We start from the raw sequence: 15,483 nt of genomic DNA, 5'->3' as shown, positions 1-15,483 counted from the left end.
TTAGGGAAACCGCTAAACGCTATGGTGCGCATTCTTAACCTGAACAACCCCCGCCTGGCTCAGGCTTTTGTCGATTACATGGCAACCCAGGGTTTTACGCTGACGATGAAACACGAAAGTCAGGAAGTGCAGCTCTGGCTGGAAGATGAATCCCGTCTGGAAGAGGCCGAGAAGCAGGTGGCGCTGTTTGTGCGCGATCCCCTGCATCCACGCTATCAGGAAGCAAGCTGGAAAACCGGCAAGGCACAGCCACATTTAAAGATGTCGCACACGCCCTTCCTGAAAACCCTGCGCAGCCGCGCCGGGCCGCTGACGATAGGCATGATTGTGCTGAGTCTGGCGGTGTTTATCCTGCAACAGATGGTCGGCGACGAACTGGTGATGAGCTGGCTCGCCTGGCCGGACAGTTCGCGCGTTTTCCAGTTATGGCGCTGGTTCACCCCGGCTCTGATGAATTTCTCCTTTATTGCCTTGCTGATTAATCTGGCATGGTGGTGGTATCTCGCCAGCCAGATTGAGATGCATCTGGGCAGCGGCAAACTGTTCACCGTGACACTCATTTCGGCCCTGATCAGCGGCTGGGGCCAGTCGATGGTCAGCGGTTCGTGGTTCGGCGGATTATCCGGTGTGGTGTACGCGCTGATGGGTTACGCCTGGCTGACCGGCCAGTTGAAACCGGAAAGTCGTCTGTATGTGCCCGGCGGATTACTGGTCATTTCGCTGATTTTTATGTTCATTGGCTATGCTACGGGCGGCGCGGCCGTGTCGAATGCCGCGCATGCGTTTGGTCTGGGTCTCGGCCTGGTCATGGCATTTGTTGACACGCGCACTCCGCGCAACAAAAAAAATAAGTAGGGGATTCGGGTGAAACAAACACAACGCCATGATGCGATTATCGATTTAGTCCGCCAGCAGGGGTATGTCAGCACCGAAGAGCTGGTGGAGCATTTTGCAGTCAGCCCGCAAACTATCCGCCGTGATCTGAATGATCTGGCGGAACAGAATAAAATTCACCGTCACCATGGTGGGGCAGCCTTGCCGTCCAGCTCGGTGAATGCGGCATACAACGACCGTAAAGTGATGTGGTCGGAAGCGAAAGCGCGTATCGCCGAACGAGTCGCCAGCCAGATCCCTGACGGTTCAACGCTGTTTATTGATATCGGCACCACGCCGGAAGCCGTGGCGCATGCGCTGCTTAACCATAAAAATCTGCGCATCGTGACCAACAACCTGAACGTCGCGACGCTGCTGACAGCCAAAGAGGATTTTCGTTTGTTCCTCGCAGGCGGTGAAGTGCGCGCCCGCGACGGCGGCATCATGGGCGAGGCAACGCTCGATTTCATCTCTCAGTTCCGCCTTGATTACGGCATTCTCGGCATCAGCGGCATCGATATGGACGGTTCGCTGCTCGAATTCGACTATCACGAAGCCCGTACCAAACGCGCGATTATCGAAAACTCCCGCTGCGTGATGCTGGTGACGGACCATTCCAAATTTGGCCGAAACGCGATGGTCAACCTCGGCAAAATGGATCTGATTCATTATCTGTTCACTGATAAACAGCCGCCGGACAGCGTGAAGCAGATAATCGACAAGTACGACGTGCATCTCGAACTGTGCTGATTTGCCTGCATTTAAGGAGCGCTGCGGCTGGCGCTCCTGCTTTTCCTCCCTCCGCCCCGCCCGGCAAAACGAACAATTTCGAAAAATTCCACGCGTAGCGGCGTTCGGTTTCGTCCCCGCCTTGCTATTTTGCTCGAAACCGACACAAAAATGTTACCTTCATCACGCATAATTGTTTTTATTTGGTTAACGCTTGGCTTGTTTGTCGATTCTCGATTACAATCGTGAGCGAAAACGAACATAAAAGAGCTATTGCGAACATCTGGAGGAAGATGACGTGGAAACCAAAGACTTGATCGTAATTGGTGGCGGTATTAATGGTACCGGCATCGCAGTCGACGCAGCTGGCCGCGGGCTGTCTGTTCTGCTGCTTGAAGCGCAAGACTTGGCCTGCGCGACCTCTTCGGCCAGTTCAAAACTGATCCACGGTGGCCTGCGCTATCTGGAACATTACGAATTCCGTCTGGTCAGCGAAGCGCTGGCTGAACGTGAAGTGCTGTTGAAAATGGCACCGCATATTGCATTCCCGATGCGTTTCCGTTTACCGCATCAGCCGCATTTGCGCCCGGCCTGGATGATCCGCGCCGGTTTGTTCCTGTACGACCATCTGGGCAAACGCACCAGCCTGCCGGCCAGTAAAGGTCTGAAATTCGGCAGCGAGTCCGTGCTGAAACCAGAACTGACCAAAGGTTTTGAATACTCGGATTGCTGGGTCGACGATGCGCGTTTAGTGGTCGTCAATGCACAGGAAGTGGAAGAACGTGGCGGCGAAGTTCGTACCCGCACCCGCGTGACCCGCGCATGGCGTGAGGACGGCATGTGGATGGTGGAAGCCGAAGATATCGACACCGGCAAAACCTTCACCTGGCACGCCAAAGGTCTGGTGAACGCTACCGGTCCGTGGGTAAAACATTTCTTCGACGACGGCCTGAAGCTGAAATCGCCATACGGCATCCGTCTGATCAAAGGCAGCCATATTGTGGTGCCCCGTGCACACAATCAGCCGCAGGCCTACATTCTGCAAAACGAAGATCACCGCATTGTTTTCGTGATCCCGTGGATGGATGAATTCTCCATCATCGGCACCACCGACGTGGAATATCACGGCGATCCGAAAGACGTGAAAATCGATGACAATGAAATCGGTTATCTGCTGAAAGTGTATAACGACCACTTTAAGAAACAACTGACCACTGAAGACATCGTCTGGACTTATTCCGGCGTGCGCCCGCTGTGCGATGACGAATCAGATTCACCACAGGCGGTGACCCGCGATTACACGCTCGACGTTCACGATCAGGATGGCAAAGCGCCGCTGCTTTCTGTATTCGGCGGCAAGCTGACCACCTACCGTAAACTGGCAGAACACGCGCTGGAAAAACTGGTGAAGTACTATCCGAAAGCCGGCCCGGCGTGGACCAAAACGGCCGTGCTGCCTGGCGGGAAACTGAACGGAGACCGTGATACCTACAGCGCCAATCTGCGTTCCCGCTTCAAATGGTTACCGGAATCACTGGCACGCCGTTATGCGCGTACGTACGGCAGCCAGACAGAGTTATTCCTGAATGACGCGACCAGTCTTGAATCGCTGGGCGAAGATTTCGGTCACGGATTCTACGAAGCTGAACTGCGTTATCTGGTGGAAAAAGAGTGGGTTTCACAGCTTGATGATGCCATCTGGCGTCGTACCAAACTCGGTATGTGGCTGGATAAAACCCAGCAACAACGCGTCGCCGAGTGGCTGGAAACGCACAAACAGCAGAAGAAACATCTGTCGCTGGCGTCTTGATTTAGTTAGCTCCTCCCCCTGCGAAGGGGGAGGCCGGGAGGGGGTTTAACAGACAAAACAAGTGCTTATGCACACTTAACATCTTGTTTTTGACCTTAATACCCCACCCCAACCCTCCCCTTCGCAGGGGAGGGAGCGACTCCTCTACAACTTCACCGGCTTAATGTTCCAGATCTCATCGGCGTATTCCTGAATGGTACGGTCCGAGGAGAAATAGCCCATGTTGGCGATGTTATGCAGCGTGCGGCGCGTCCATTCTTCCGGCAGTTTATACAGCTCATCGACTTTATCCTGCGTATCGACATAACTGCGGTAATCCGCCAGCACCTGATAGTGATCGCCGAGATTGACCAGCGTATCGAACAGGTTGGTGTAGCGCTTCGGCTCGCCTGGGCTGAAGACCCCGGTGGCGATTTGCGTCAGCACCTGATGCAGCTCGGCGTCCTGCTCGAAGTAAGTATGCGGGTTGTAGCCTTTGCGGCGTAATTCCTCGACCTGCGGCGTGGTATTGCCAAAGATAAAGATATTCTCCTCGCCCACGTGTTCGAGCATTTCGACGTTGGCACCGTCAAGCGTACCGATAGTCAGCGCGCCATTGAGAGCAAATTTCATGTTACTGGTGCCGGAGGCTTCGGTACCGGCCAGAGAGATTTGCTCGGAAAGATCTGCCGCCGGAATGATCAGTTGCGCCAGGCTGACACTGTAGTTCGGAATGAAAACGATCTTCAGCTTGTTGCCAATACGCGGATCGTTGTTGATCACCGCCGCCACATCGTTGATCAGCCGGATGATCTGCTTCGCCGCATAATACGCCGAGGCCGCTTTGCCGGCGAAAATCACTGTGCGTGGCACCCATTCGGCATCTGGCTCTTCGAGAATGCGGTTATAACGGGTGATGACGTGCAGCACATTCATTAGCTGACGTTTATATTCGTGGATACGCTTAATCTGCACGTCGAACAGGCTTTTCGGATCCACCACAATATTCAGCTTCTGGGCGATATACAGCGCCAGCCGTTTTTTGTTGTCCAGCTTGGCCTTGCGGATTGCCTGCAGGAAGCTCAGGTAATCCAGATTCTGTTTCAGTTCCGCCAGCTGGCTGAGATCAGAACGCCAGGTCTGGCCGATGGCATCGTCAATTACCGCTGACAGCGGTTTGTTGGCCAGTGCCAGCCAGCGGCGCGGCGTCACGCCGTTGGTTTTATTACAGAAACGGTCCGGATAAATACGGGCGAAATCAGCAAACAACGACTGCACCATCAGCTCGGAATGCAGCTCAGACACACCGTTAACTTTGTGGCTGGCGATCACCGCAAGCCATGCCATCCGCACTTTGCGGCCATTGCCTTCATCGATAATCGAGACACGCGACAGCAGGCCATTATCATTGGGGATCTTTTCCGCCACTTCTTTCAGGAAGTGATCGTTAATCTGGAAAATAATCTCCAGATGACGCGGCAGGATTTTGCCGATCATGTCTACCGGCCAGGTTTCCAGCGCTTCGCTCATCAGCGTGTGGTTGGTGTAAGAGAACACGCTGCACACGGTTTGCCACGCGGCTTGCCACTCGAATTTATGCTCGTCGATTAACAGGCGCATCAGCTCAGGGATCGACAATACCGGGTGCGTGTCGTTGAGGTGGATGGCGATTTTATCGGCCAGATTGTCGTAAGTATGGTGCGTGGTGTAATGCCGGTTGAGAATATCCTGCACGGTCGCCGACACCAGAAAATATTCCTGACGCAACCGCAGCTCGCGGCCAGAATAAGTTGAGTCATCGGGATACAACACGCGGGACACGTTCTCAGAATGGTTTTTATCTTCCACCGCCGCGAAGTAATCGCCCTGATTAAATTTCCCCAGATTGATTTCGTTACTGGCCTGCGCGCCCCACAAGCGCAGCGTGTTGGTCGCGTCGGTGTCGTAGCCGGGAATGACCTGATCATAGGCGCAGGCGATGACCTCCTCGGTTTCCAGCCAGCGGGTTTTGATGCCTTCATGCTGCACCCGTCCGCCGAAACGCACTTTATAACGGGTATTGTAACGCTGGAATTCCCACGGGTTACCGTATTCCAGCCAGTAATCCGGCGCTTCTTTTTGCTCACCGTTGATGATGCTTTGCGCAAACATACCGTATTCATACCGGATGCCGTAACCGCGCCCCGGCAGCGCCAGCGTCGCCAGCGAATCAAGGAAACAGGCCGCCAGTCGTCCGAGACCGCCGTTGCCTAAACCAGGGTCATTTTCTTCACCGATCAGTTCTTCGAGATCAAAGCCCATTTCATCAAGCGCGCTTTTCAGGTCGTCGTAAATACCCATCGCCAGCAACGCATTGGAAAGCGTCCGTCCAATCAGAAACTCCATCGACAGGTAATAAACCTGCCGGACGTCCTGTGAGGTTTGCGCCCGGTTAGAACGCAACCAGCGTTCCACCATGCGATCGCGCACCGCAAACAATGTGGCGTTCAGCCAGTCGTGTTGTGTCGCAATAGACGGATCCTTGCCGATGATAAACATCAGTTTATAGGCAATAGAATGCTTAAGCGCTTCGACACTGACTGTCGGTGAGTTGTAATTAAACGGTGAAGTCATAGCGTTACATTCCCGATCAAGTTAGCTACGTTCAGGGTCAGGACAGCAGGCGGTTATACAGGGTGATATATTCCTGCGCAGCCACCTTCCAGCCAAAATCAATACCCATGGCGTGTTGTTGGACGTGTCGCCAGTGTTTCGGTCGGCTCCACAAAACAAATGCCCGGCGGATCGCATTTCCCAGCGATTTCCCCGTTGCTTCTTCAAAGACAAAACCACTGGCTGTTCCGTCGGCCAGATTTTCCAGTGCACAATCGACCACCGTGTCGGCCAGCCCGCCGGTGCGGCGCACCAGCGGCAACGTACCGTATTTGAGGCCATATAATTGGGTTAATCCGCAAGGCTCAAAACGGCTCGGCACCATAATGACATCCGCCCCGCCGATAATGCGATGGGAAAACGCTTCGTGATAGCCGAGCTGCACGCCGACCTGGCCAGGGTTGTCCGCCGCGGCTGCCAGAAATGCCTGTTGCAGCACCGCGTCACCCGCGCCCAGCAGCGCCAGCTGACCGCCGCGTTCGAGTAAATCCGGCAAGGCTTCCAGCACCAGATCCAGCCCTTTCTGGCTGGTCAGGCGACTGACGACAGCAAATACCAGCCGCGAATCATCCACATCCAGCCCCATCGCCCGTTGCAGATAGGCTTTATTGACCGCTTTCGAGCGTAAATCCTCCGCGTCGTAACGCGCTGACAGCAGCACGTCATCACGCGGCTGCCAGATAGCATCATCGACGCCGTTAAGGATCCCCGTCAGCCGCCCTTGCATTTCACGTTCCAGCAGCAGCGATTCCATGCCATAGCCAAATTCCGGACGGGTGATTTCTTTCGCGTACGTTGGGCTGACGGTGGTCACGTGGTCGGAATAGAACAGACCGGCTTTCAGGAAAGATATCTGGCCGTAGAATTCCAGCCCGTGCATCTGAAAGAACTCGCGCGGGATATACAGCTCATCGAGATGATGCGCGCCAAACAGCCCCTGAAACGCCAGATTATGTACGGTGAAAACCGTCCGCACCGGCGCATTACGGGCGCGGATATACGCGGAACATAGACCGGCGTGCCAGTCATGAGAGTGGACGATATCGGGTTGCCAGTGTGGATCGAAATTCAGTGCCAGTTCGCAGGCCATCCAGCTCAGCAACGCAAAGCGCAGATGGTTATCCGGATAGGCAAACGACGATTGATCGTGATACGGGCTGCCGGGACGGTCATACAATCCCGGCACATCAATCAGATAAATACCCACGCCATCAAAGTAACCCAGTGAAAGGGTGACATGCCCGGCAAAAGTTGCCAGCGTGCCAATCACCTGTGTTTCCCCCAGTCCTTTTTTGACGTCAGGGAAAGCCGGAATGAGCACGCGGACATCCGCGCCTTCCGCAATCTGAGCGGCGGGTAATGCACCGGCGACATCCGCAAGGCCGCCCGTTTTTAACAGCGGAAACAGCTCAGAACAAACATGTAAAACCTGCATTCGCGCTCCTGATTATCCCGGTCATCCCGGCGTTCACCGGGATGACGAAAAGTCGTACTTCTATCGTCTGTTTATAGTTTCGCCAGCATTGCGCGGGTCACCAGCACCACGCCACCTTCCGAACGGTAGAAACGGCGGCTGTCTTCATCGGCATTCTCACCAATCACCATGCCTTCAGGGATCTGACAAGCGCGGTCAATGACGCATTTGCGCAGACGGCATGAACGCCCCACATTCACATCCGGCAGGATGATGGCCGAATCGATATTGCAGAAAGAGTTGACGCGTACCCGCGGGAACAGCACGGAATGCACCACCACCGAACCGGAAACAATCACGCCACCGGCCACCAGCGAATTCATGGTCATGCCGTGGCTGCCTGAGCGATCCTGTACAAATTTGGCGGGCGGCAGCGGCTCCATGTGGGTACGGATCGGCCAGTCGCGGTCGTACATATCCAGCTCCGGCGTGACTGACGCCAGATCCAGATTAGCGCGCCAGTAGGCATCGAGCGTGCCGACATCACGCCAGTACGGCGGCGCTTCATCGTTTTGCGTGACGCAGGAAAGACCAAACGGATGCGCGCGGGCGACGCCCTGACGGGTCAGTTTCGGGATCAGGTCTTTGCCGAAATCGTGGCTCGACTCTTCACTCGCCATATCTTCTTCGAGCATGCGAAACAGATAGTCTGCATTAAAAATGTAGATGCCCATGCTCGCCAGCGCCATATCGGGATTGCCGGGCATCGGCGGCGGGTCTTTGGGTTTTTCGACGAAACTGGTGATGTGATAATCCTCAGTGACGCCGATAACACCGAATTCACTGGCCTCGGTGCGCGGCACTTCCAGGCAGGCGACGGTACATTCACCGCCCTTCTGCACGTGGTCGATCAGCATCCGCGAGTAGTCCATCTTGTAGATATGATCACCCGCCAGGATCACCACAAACTCGGCGTTATAGCGGCGGATGATATCCAGATTCTGATAAACCGCATCGGCGGTACCTTTGTACCAGTGCTCGGTGCTGTGGCGTTGCTGCGCCGGAAGTAAATCCACGAATTCGTTCATTTCTTCGTTAAGGAAAGACCAGCCGCGCTGGATATGCTGAACCAGCGTGTGTGACTGATATTGTGTAATCACGCCGATGCGACGAATGCCGGAGTTCAGGCAATTTGACAGGGCGAAATCAATGATGCGGAATTTTCCGCCAAAGTGAACGGCGGGTTTTGCCCGGGTTGCGGTTAAATCTTTCAGTCTTGAACCACGGCCCCCGGCAAGGATTAATGCCACGGATTTCAGCGGCAACTGCCTTGCCAGCATGACCGGGTCCCGGTTATCTAATGTCGCCATATCTGACTCCTTTGTTTTTATAATGACCGGCTCTGTGAAGTGAAATCTTGTAGGACACAGAGGGTTTTTGCTGCTGCCCGCCATTGCGAGCCTTCCATGACACGCCGGGGTTCCTCATCAAAAAGCACGCTGTTGAACGGTGCCACTGGCTGCCAGTTTCCCGGCGGCAGGTGCAAATCCACCTCGTGCAGTGAGGCATTAACGATCACCAACCAGCGCTGTGACAGGCAGATTTGCAGCCACTGCTGCGGCCCCTGCTCCCAGTCGCCGGGGCTCATCGGTTGCCCCTGTTGATTCAGCCATTGCACGTCATCGCTGCCTTCCTGCCACCAGCGGTTTTGCGTCAGTGCCGGAATTTTCCGGCGCAGCGCAATCAGCGCGCAGGTATAGGCTGTCAGGCTTTCATCGGCGTTCTCCCAGTCCAGCCAGGTCAGCGGATTGTCCTGACAGTAGGCATTGTTGTTGCCCGACTGGCTGTTGCCGAGTTCATCACCGGCCAGCAACATCGGCGTGCCCTGTGACAAACAGAGCGTCGCCAGCAAGGCACGCTGGCTGAGACGGCGCTGCTGTAATACGCCTTCAGACGCCGCAAGCCCTTCTTCACCGTGGTTTTGGCTGAAATTTTCGTTATGGCCGTCGCGATTTTCTTCACCGTTGGCCTGGTTATGTTTCTGGTTAAAACTGACGAGATCGCGCAACGTGAAGCCGTCGTGCGCCGTCAGCATGTTGATGCTGGAGTAAGGCTCACGCTGCGCGGGGTTGAACTTGTCGGCGGAGGCGGCAAAACGCCCGGCAAACTGCCCCAGAGAAAGATCGCCATGCAGCCAGAACTGGCGCATATCGTCGCGCCACACATCACTCCATTCGGCAAAGGGTGCGGGGAAATTTCCGAGCTGATAGCCCCCGGCCCCGATATCCCACGGCTCGGCAATCAGTTTGATTTTCGAGAGGATGTCATCGTGTTTAATGGCCAGGAACAACGGCGATTGTGCGGTGAATTCCGGCGTTCTGCCGAGAACTGTCGCTAAATCAAAACGGAAGCCGTCAACATGACATTCACGTACCCAGTAATGCAGGCAATCGAGGGTCCAGGCGATCATGTCCTCGTCCATCAGCCGTATCGTGTTGCCGCAGCCGGTCATGTTGTTGTCGGAACCGTCGTCGTTAAGCCAGTACCCGCTGGCGTTATCAATGCCACGAAACGAAATAAACGGCCCGTCGATATCCAGCTCAGCGCTGTGGTTGAACACCACATCGAGGATCACTTCAATACCCGCCTGATGCAGTGCTTTAACCGCCGATTTAAATTCATTCAGCGCCGATACACCGCCCAGCCCGCTGGCGTAACGCGGTTCAACCGCGCACGGTGCCAGCACGTTGTAGCCCCAGTAATTACTCAGTCCAAGGTGTTGCAGGCGTGGTTCGTCGGCATGATGCTGCACCGGCAAAAGTTCTATCGCGGTGACGCCCAGATGCTGCAAATATTCAAGCATCACCGGATGCGCCAGCCCGGCATAGGTGCCGCGAAGGGCTGCCGGAATATGGGGATGCTGGCGAGTGAGGCCGCGCACATGCGCCTCGTAAATCACCGTTTCACCCCAGGGTTTCGCGGGCGGTTGATCATCACCCCAGTCGAAATTTCCGGCGACCACCACGGATTTCGGCGCAACCACGGCGCTGTCTTTATCGTCGGGCGCATCGGTGCCGCCGGTGAACCGTGCGTTGTCGAGCAGTACGCCGTCAATCGCACGTGCGCTTGGGTCGATCAGCACTTTCTTCGGGTTAAACCGGTGACCCTTTTTCGGGTCGAACGGTCCGTAAACCCGGTAGCCGTAGCGTTGTCCGGCTTTCAGCCCCGGCACAAACCCATGCCAGAGATGGCCGGTGCGCCCGGTCAAAGGCAAATGTTGCTCGCTGCCGGTCTCATCAAAAAGACAGAGTTCCACTTTTTCCGCATGTGCAGAGTACAGGCAAAAATTGACGCCACTATCTCTGAGATGCGCACCAAAAGGTGCGGGCAGACCGGGACCGAGCTGTTTCATTACGCCTCCCTTCGCAAATAAACCGTCGCCAGCGGCGGAATAGTCACGCTGATCGAATGGTCACGCTGATGATGGCCAATATTTTCACTGTAAATATCGCAACCGTTGCCGACATTACTGCCACGGTAGAAATGCGAATCGGTATTGAGGATTTCGTGATAACGCCCAGGCTGACTGATGCCTATGCGATAATGCTCACGCGGAACCGGCGTAAAGTTACTGATGACGATCACTTCACCGCCATTTTCGTCACGGCGGGCAAAGGCGAAAATCGAGTTTTCGTGATCGTCGACCACCAGCCATTCGAAACCGCGCGGGTTGTAATCGAGCTCATACAACGGCGCATTGGCCTGATAGGTCTGGTTCAGGTCGCGTACCAGATGTTGTACGCCGCTGTGCCAGCCGCTTGGATCGTCAAGCAGATGCCAGTCGAGGCTGGCGTCAAAATTCCACTCACGCCCCTGCGCAAATTCATTGCCCATAAACAGCAGTTTCTTACCCGGATGTGCCCACATAAAGCCGTAGTAGGCGCGCAGGTTGGCGAACTTCTGCCACACATCGCCGGGCATTTTATCCAGCAAGGATTTTTTACCGTGTACCACTTCGTCGTGCGACAGCGGCAATATGAAGTTCTCGCTGTAAGCGTAAAGCACGCCGAATGTCATGAGATTGTGATGATATTTGCGGTGAACCGGATCAAGCTGCATATAGGTCAGGGAGTCGTGCATCCAGCCCATATTCCACTTGTAATGGAAACCCAGCCCGTTAGCATCCGGCGGCATGGTGACGCCAGGATAATCGGTCGATTCTTCCGCCAGCGTCACCGCACCGCCGAGTTCACGACCAATAGTCTGGTTGGTGTATTTCAGGAAGGAAATGGCTTCGAGGTTTTCGCGGCCACCGTAATAATTAGGGATCCACTCCCCGGCTTTACGGCTGTAATCGCGGTAAATCATGGAAGCCACCGCATCGACACGCAGGCCGTCAATGCCAAACCGTTCAATCCAGTAAAAACCATTGCCTGCCAGATAGTTACGCACTTCATGGCGGCCATAGTTATAAATCAGCGTGTTCCAGTCCTGATGATAACCTTCACGGGGATCGGCATATTCGTACAGCGCGGTGCCGTCAAACTGCGCTAAACCATAGGTGTCGCTCGGAAAATGTCCCGGCACCCAGTCGAGAATGACGTTCAGCCCGGCGTTATGCGCGGCATCAACAAAGGCTTTGAATTCCATCGGCGTGCCGAAACGACGGGTCGGCGCATACATGCCAAGCGGCTGATAACCCCAGCTCCCGTCGAACGGATGTTCGTTGACCGGCATCAGTTCGATGTGCGTAAAACCCATCCATTTGGCATATGAGACTAATTGCTCGGCCAGTTCACCATAGCTGAGCCAGAAATTATCATCGGTATGACGACGCCAGGAACCCAGGTGCACTTCATACACGGAAACCGGCTGATTCAGCGCATTGGCTTTCTTTCGGCTTTCTGAATGCGGCACAACATCCGGTAATTTACGCACGCACGAGGCAGTATCCGGACGCATCTGCGCCTCAAAAGCATAAGGGTCGGCGCGCAGGCTGACATGCCCGCGGCAGTCGATAATTTCGAATTTATACAGTTGACCTTCGCGGACGGCGGGAATGAAGAGTTCCCAGATACCATTTTCACGGCGCTGGCGCATCGGGTGTCGGCGGCCGTCCCAGAAGTTGAATTCACCCACGACGGAAACCCGCGTGGCGTTCGGTGCCCAGACGGCAAAACTGACACCCTCGACGTCATCCAGCGTTTGCAGATGTGCGCCGAGTTTTTCGTATGGCCGCAGGTGCGTGCCTTCTGCCAGCAACCAGATATCCAGTTCCTGCAACAATGTGCCGAACCGGTACGGATCGTCAATCACATGCAGATTCTCGCCCCAGCGGACTTCCAGCTTGTAACGAAAGGCATTTTTACGCCGCGGGATCAGGCCGACAAAGAAACCGCGATCATCGTAACGACGCAGTTCCGCCACCTGTTTACCTTTTTCTACATCAATAACCCAGACCTGATCCGCATCCGGCAACAGGGCACGCACTTCCAGCCCGGCGGCCACAGAATGCATACCCAAAAGAGAAAAAGGATCAGCGTAGTGGCCAGATATAATTTGGTTAATGACGTGCTGATCGGGAAGTACAGACATGTATTTCGTCCTATGATTAATTAAATCAATAAATCCAATAAAATCATTCAGGTATTCAATACGAAACGTGATCCCAGTGTGCTCCCCTTTTTATCGCCGCTTTGTGATCCGGCTGTGTTTCGGTTTTGCCAAAAAGTGCGCGATGACGCTTACGCTCACAATTTCCAAATAAGTGCTTATTTCAGCTTCTCAAAGAGGCATAGCTCTTCTACTAAGCATAGACAAAGGTTCGAAAAATCAGCGGGAAGAAACCGATGAATTTTTCGCAAAATGAAATACAGAGAGTTGCGCTGGAAAAAGGCGGATAAACGGTGAAGTGATTGATGACAGAATCAAAAACGGGACACCGTGCTGGTGTCCCGCAGGGAAATCTTTACAAAGAAAACAGGGCAGTTTTCAATATTGCATCGCGTTAGAGAAGAATACGCAGCATGCGGCGTAAAGGCTCTGCCGCGCCCCACAGCAGCTGATCACCCACGGTGAATGCAGACAGATATTGCGGGCCCATATTCAGTTTACGCAGACGGCCGACCGGTGTATTCATGGTGCCGGTGACAGCCGCTGGCGTCAGTTCACGCATCGACAGTTCGCGGTCATTTGGGATCACGCGAACCCAGTCATTATGCGAAGCCAGCATCTGTTCGATTTCCGGAATTGACACGTCTTGTTTCAATTTCAGCGTGAAAGCCTGGCTGTGACAACGCAGCGCGCCGATACGAACACACAGGCCATCCACCGGAATAATGCTGGAAGTGCCGAGAATTTTGTTGGTTTCCGCCTGACCTTTCCATTCTTCTTTGGTCTGGCCGTTATCGAGCTGTTTGTCGATCCACGGGATCAGACCGCCCGCCAGCGGAACACCGAAGTTATCGGTTGGCAACGTACCGCTGCGGGTCAGCGCGGTCACTTTACGTTCGATGTCCAGAATGGCGGACGCCGGGTTTTCCAGCTCTTTCGCCACGCTGCTATGCAGCATACCCATCTGGGTCAGCAGTTCACGCATATGACGCGCGCCGCCACCGGAAGCTGCCTGGTACGTGGCAACAGACGCCCACTCGATCAGGTCATTCGCAAACAGGCCGCCGAGCGACATCAGCATCAGGCTGACGGTACAGTTACCGCCCACAAAGGTTTTAATGCCTTTGTCGATGCCCTGATGGATCACTGCGCTGTTCACCGGGTCAAGGATGATTATCGCGTCATCTTCCATTCTCAGAGAGGATGCTGCGTCAATCCAGTAGCCAGACCAACCGATTTCACGCAGCTTAGGATAGATTTCATTGGTATAATCGCCGCCCTGACAGGTGATGATAATGTCCAGCGCGCTCAGAGCGTCCAGATCATAGGCATCCTGCAAGGTTCCGGACTGACCCGTGAAAGAAGGCGCGGCCTGACCGTGCTGAGAGGTGGAGAAGAATACCGGACGGATAGCGTCGAAATCGCGTTCTTCAATCATGCGTTGCATGAGTACAGAACCGACCATCCCGCGCCAGCCAACGAAACCTACATTTTTCATAATATCTGTCCTGCCCTGAGGGTGATAACTGCTTAAAACGGCTTGAACGCGCGTTTGCACTAAGTTAGTGCCTGTTTTGATGCACTGTGCCCCGTTAACGCGCTGGTCTACCACCTTACAAAATGTAGTAGAAGTGGCAAGTGAATTTAATCAATAGTGCAGCTTTTAATAGCAGCGCAACTTATAACAGGCATTTTTTCTGAGGTAGTCATGACCGAAATGATTTCAGCAACCATTTTGCTGTTTTTAATTATGGATCCGCTGGGCAACTTACCGATTTTTATGTCGGTTTTAAAACATCTCGACCCGAAACGTCGCCGGGTCGTGTTAATCCGCGAAATGCTGATCGCACTGATCCTGATGCTGATCTTCCTGTTCGCCGGGGAAAAAATCCTGTCGTTCCTGAATTTACGTACCGAAACCGTGTCGATTTCCGGCGGTATTATTCTGTTCCTGATTGCCATCAAAATGATTTTCCCGTCAGAAGAGAAAAGCAGCAGCGGCCTGCCAGCCGGTGAAGAACCCTTCCTCGTACCGATGGCCATCCCGCTGGTTGCTGGCCCGTCGATTCTCGCGACGCTGATGCTGCTTTCGCACCAGTACCCGAATCAGATGAGTCATCTCACGCTGGCGCTGTTTATCGCCTGGGGCATGTCGATGGCGATCCTTCTGCTGTCGAACTTGTTCCTGCGCCTGCTCGGCGACAAAGGCGTCAGCGCCCTCGAACGCCTGATGGGCCTGATTCTGGTGATGCTCTCAACACAAATGTTCCTTGATGGGATCAGGGCGTATCTGAAGATTTAGCAGCAGAAAAAACGAAAAAGGCGAGCCACGTGGCTTAATGCCGATCGTTTAAGGATCAGTTGACCGATCCGGTGGCTCGTGTAAAAAGGGTTCATGCTCATCATGGACCCT

10 protein-coding genes are annotated in these 15,483 nt (G+C 54.4%); 4 read left to right on the top strand and 6 right to left on the bottom strand.

Going from position 1 to position 15,483, the window contains the following annotated elements:
* Positions 1–21 precede the first annotated feature (21 nt).
* The 3 genes from glpG to glpD all read left to right on the top strand — a co-directional run bounded on the left by glpG (position 22) and on the right by glpD (position 3,412).
* Entirely contained in the window at positions 22–855 is an 834-nt protein-coding gene (glpG, locus tag DXU84_RS17880; protein ID WP_037033718.1) for a rhomboid family intramembrane serine protease GlpG, read from the top strand.
* Positions 856–864: 9 nt separating this feature from the next.
* Positions 865–1,623: a DeoR/GlpR family transcriptional regulator gene (locus tag DXU84_RS17875; protein ID WP_013573556.1), complete on the top strand. Its 759-nt coding sequence runs from the start codon at positions 865–867 to the stop codon at positions 1,621–1,623.
* Between the two features lie 277 nt (positions 1,624–1,900).
* A complete protein-coding gene (gene glpD / locus DXU84_RS17870) occupies positions 1,901–3,412 on the top strand; it encodes a glycerol-3-phosphate dehydrogenase (RefSeq protein ID WP_370461810.1) in 1,512 nt (503 codons plus the stop codon).
* A gap of 144 nt (positions 3,413–3,556) precedes the next feature.
* Here the strand turns inward: glpD and glgP are convergent, their stop codons facing one another.
* The 6 genes from glgP to asd form a co-directional block, all read right to left on the bottom strand.
* Positions 3,557–6,004, bottom strand: coding sequence for a glycogen phosphorylase (gene glgP / locus DXU84_RS17865; protein ID WP_014411488.1), 2,448 nt, complete (start codon positions 6,002–6,004; stop codon positions 3,557–3,559).
* 37 nt (positions 6,005–6,041) lie between these two features.
* Positions 6,042–7,478, bottom strand: a complete 1,437-nt coding sequence (glgA, locus tag DXU84_RS17860) for a glycogen synthase GlgA (protein WP_013573553.1) — start codon at positions 7,476–7,478, stop codon at positions 6,042–6,044.
* Positions 7,479–7,549: 71 nt separating this feature from the next.
* Positions 7,550–8,827: a glucose-1-phosphate adenylyltransferase gene (gene glgC / locus DXU84_RS17855; protein ID WP_013573552.1), complete on the bottom strand. Its 1,278-nt coding sequence runs from the start codon at positions 8,825–8,827 to the stop codon at positions 7,550–7,552.
* A 17-nt stretch (positions 8,828–8,844) separates the two neighbouring features.
* On the bottom strand, positions 8,845–10,869 hold the full coding sequence (gene glgX, locus DXU84_RS17850) for a glycogen debranching protein GlgX (RefSeq protein ID WP_153376408.1): 2,025 nt from the start codon (positions 10,867–10,869) through the stop codon (positions 8,845–8,847).
* Complete coding sequence (glgB, locus tag DXU84_RS17845; protein WP_013573550.1) at positions 10,869–13,052, bottom strand: 1,4-alpha-glucan branching protein GlgB; 2,184 nt, start codon at positions 13,050–13,052, stop codon at positions 10,869–10,871. The genes glgX and glgB overlap by 1 nt, the downstream gene beginning before the upstream one ends.
* Before the next feature lie 412 nt (positions 13,053–13,464).
* Positions 13,465–14,568, bottom strand: a complete 1,104-nt coding sequence (asd, locus tag DXU84_RS17840; RefSeq protein WP_013573549.1) for an aspartate-semialdehyde dehydrogenase — start codon at positions 14,566–14,568, stop codon at positions 13,465–13,467.
* A 210-nt stretch (positions 14,569–14,778) separates the two neighbouring features.
* Between asd and DXU84_RS17835 the strand changes: the two genes are divergently transcribed.
* On the top strand, positions 14,779–15,372 hold the full coding sequence (locus DXU84_RS17835) for a YhgN family NAAT transporter (protein ID WP_013573548.1): 594 nt from the start codon (positions 14,779–14,781) through the stop codon (positions 15,370–15,372).
* The last annotated feature ends 111 nt before the right edge of the window (positions 15,373–15,483 follow it).

It is taken from the genome of Rahnella sp. RcJ3 (assembly GCF_009498575.1).
GTDB lineage: Bacteria > Pseudomonadota > Gammaproteobacteria > Enterobacterales > Enterobacteriaceae > Rahnella > Rahnella aceris.
The sequence above is the reverse complement of the archived record's forward strand: the minus strand, read 5'-3'. Positions and strand labels throughout refer to the sequence as shown.

Excerpts from the sequence above, each read along its gene's own strand:
- glpG (WP_037033718.1), top strand. The coding sequence starts at position 22 with ATGGTGCGCATTCTTAACCTGAACAACCCCCGCCTGGCTCAGGCTTTT.
- glgP (WP_014411488.1), bottom strand. The coding sequence starts at position 6,004 with ATGACTTCACCGTTTAATTACAACTCACCGACAGTCAGTGTCGAAGCG.
- glgA (WP_013573553.1), bottom strand. The coding sequence starts at position 7,478 with ATGCAGGTTTTACATGTTTGTTCTGAGCTGTTTCCGCTGTTAAAAACG.
- glgC (WP_013573552.1), bottom strand. The coding sequence starts at position 8,827 with ATGGCGACATTAGATAACCGGGACCCGGTCATGCTGGCAAGGCAGTTG.
- glgX (WP_153376408.1), bottom strand. The coding sequence starts at position 10,869 with ATGAAACAGCTCGGTCCCGGTCTGCCCGCACCTTTTGGTGCGCATCTC.
- glgB (WP_013573550.1), bottom strand. The coding sequence starts at position 13,052 with ATGTCTGTACTTCCCGATCAGCACGTCATTAACCAAATTATATCTGGC.
- asd (WP_013573549.1), bottom strand. The coding sequence starts at position 14,568 with ATGAAAAATGTAGGTTTCGTTGGCTGGCGCGGGATGGTCGGTTCTGTA.
- DXU84_RS17835 (WP_013573548.1), top strand. The coding sequence starts at position 14,779 with ATGACCGAAATGATTTCAGCAACCATTTTGCTGTTTTTAATTATGGAT.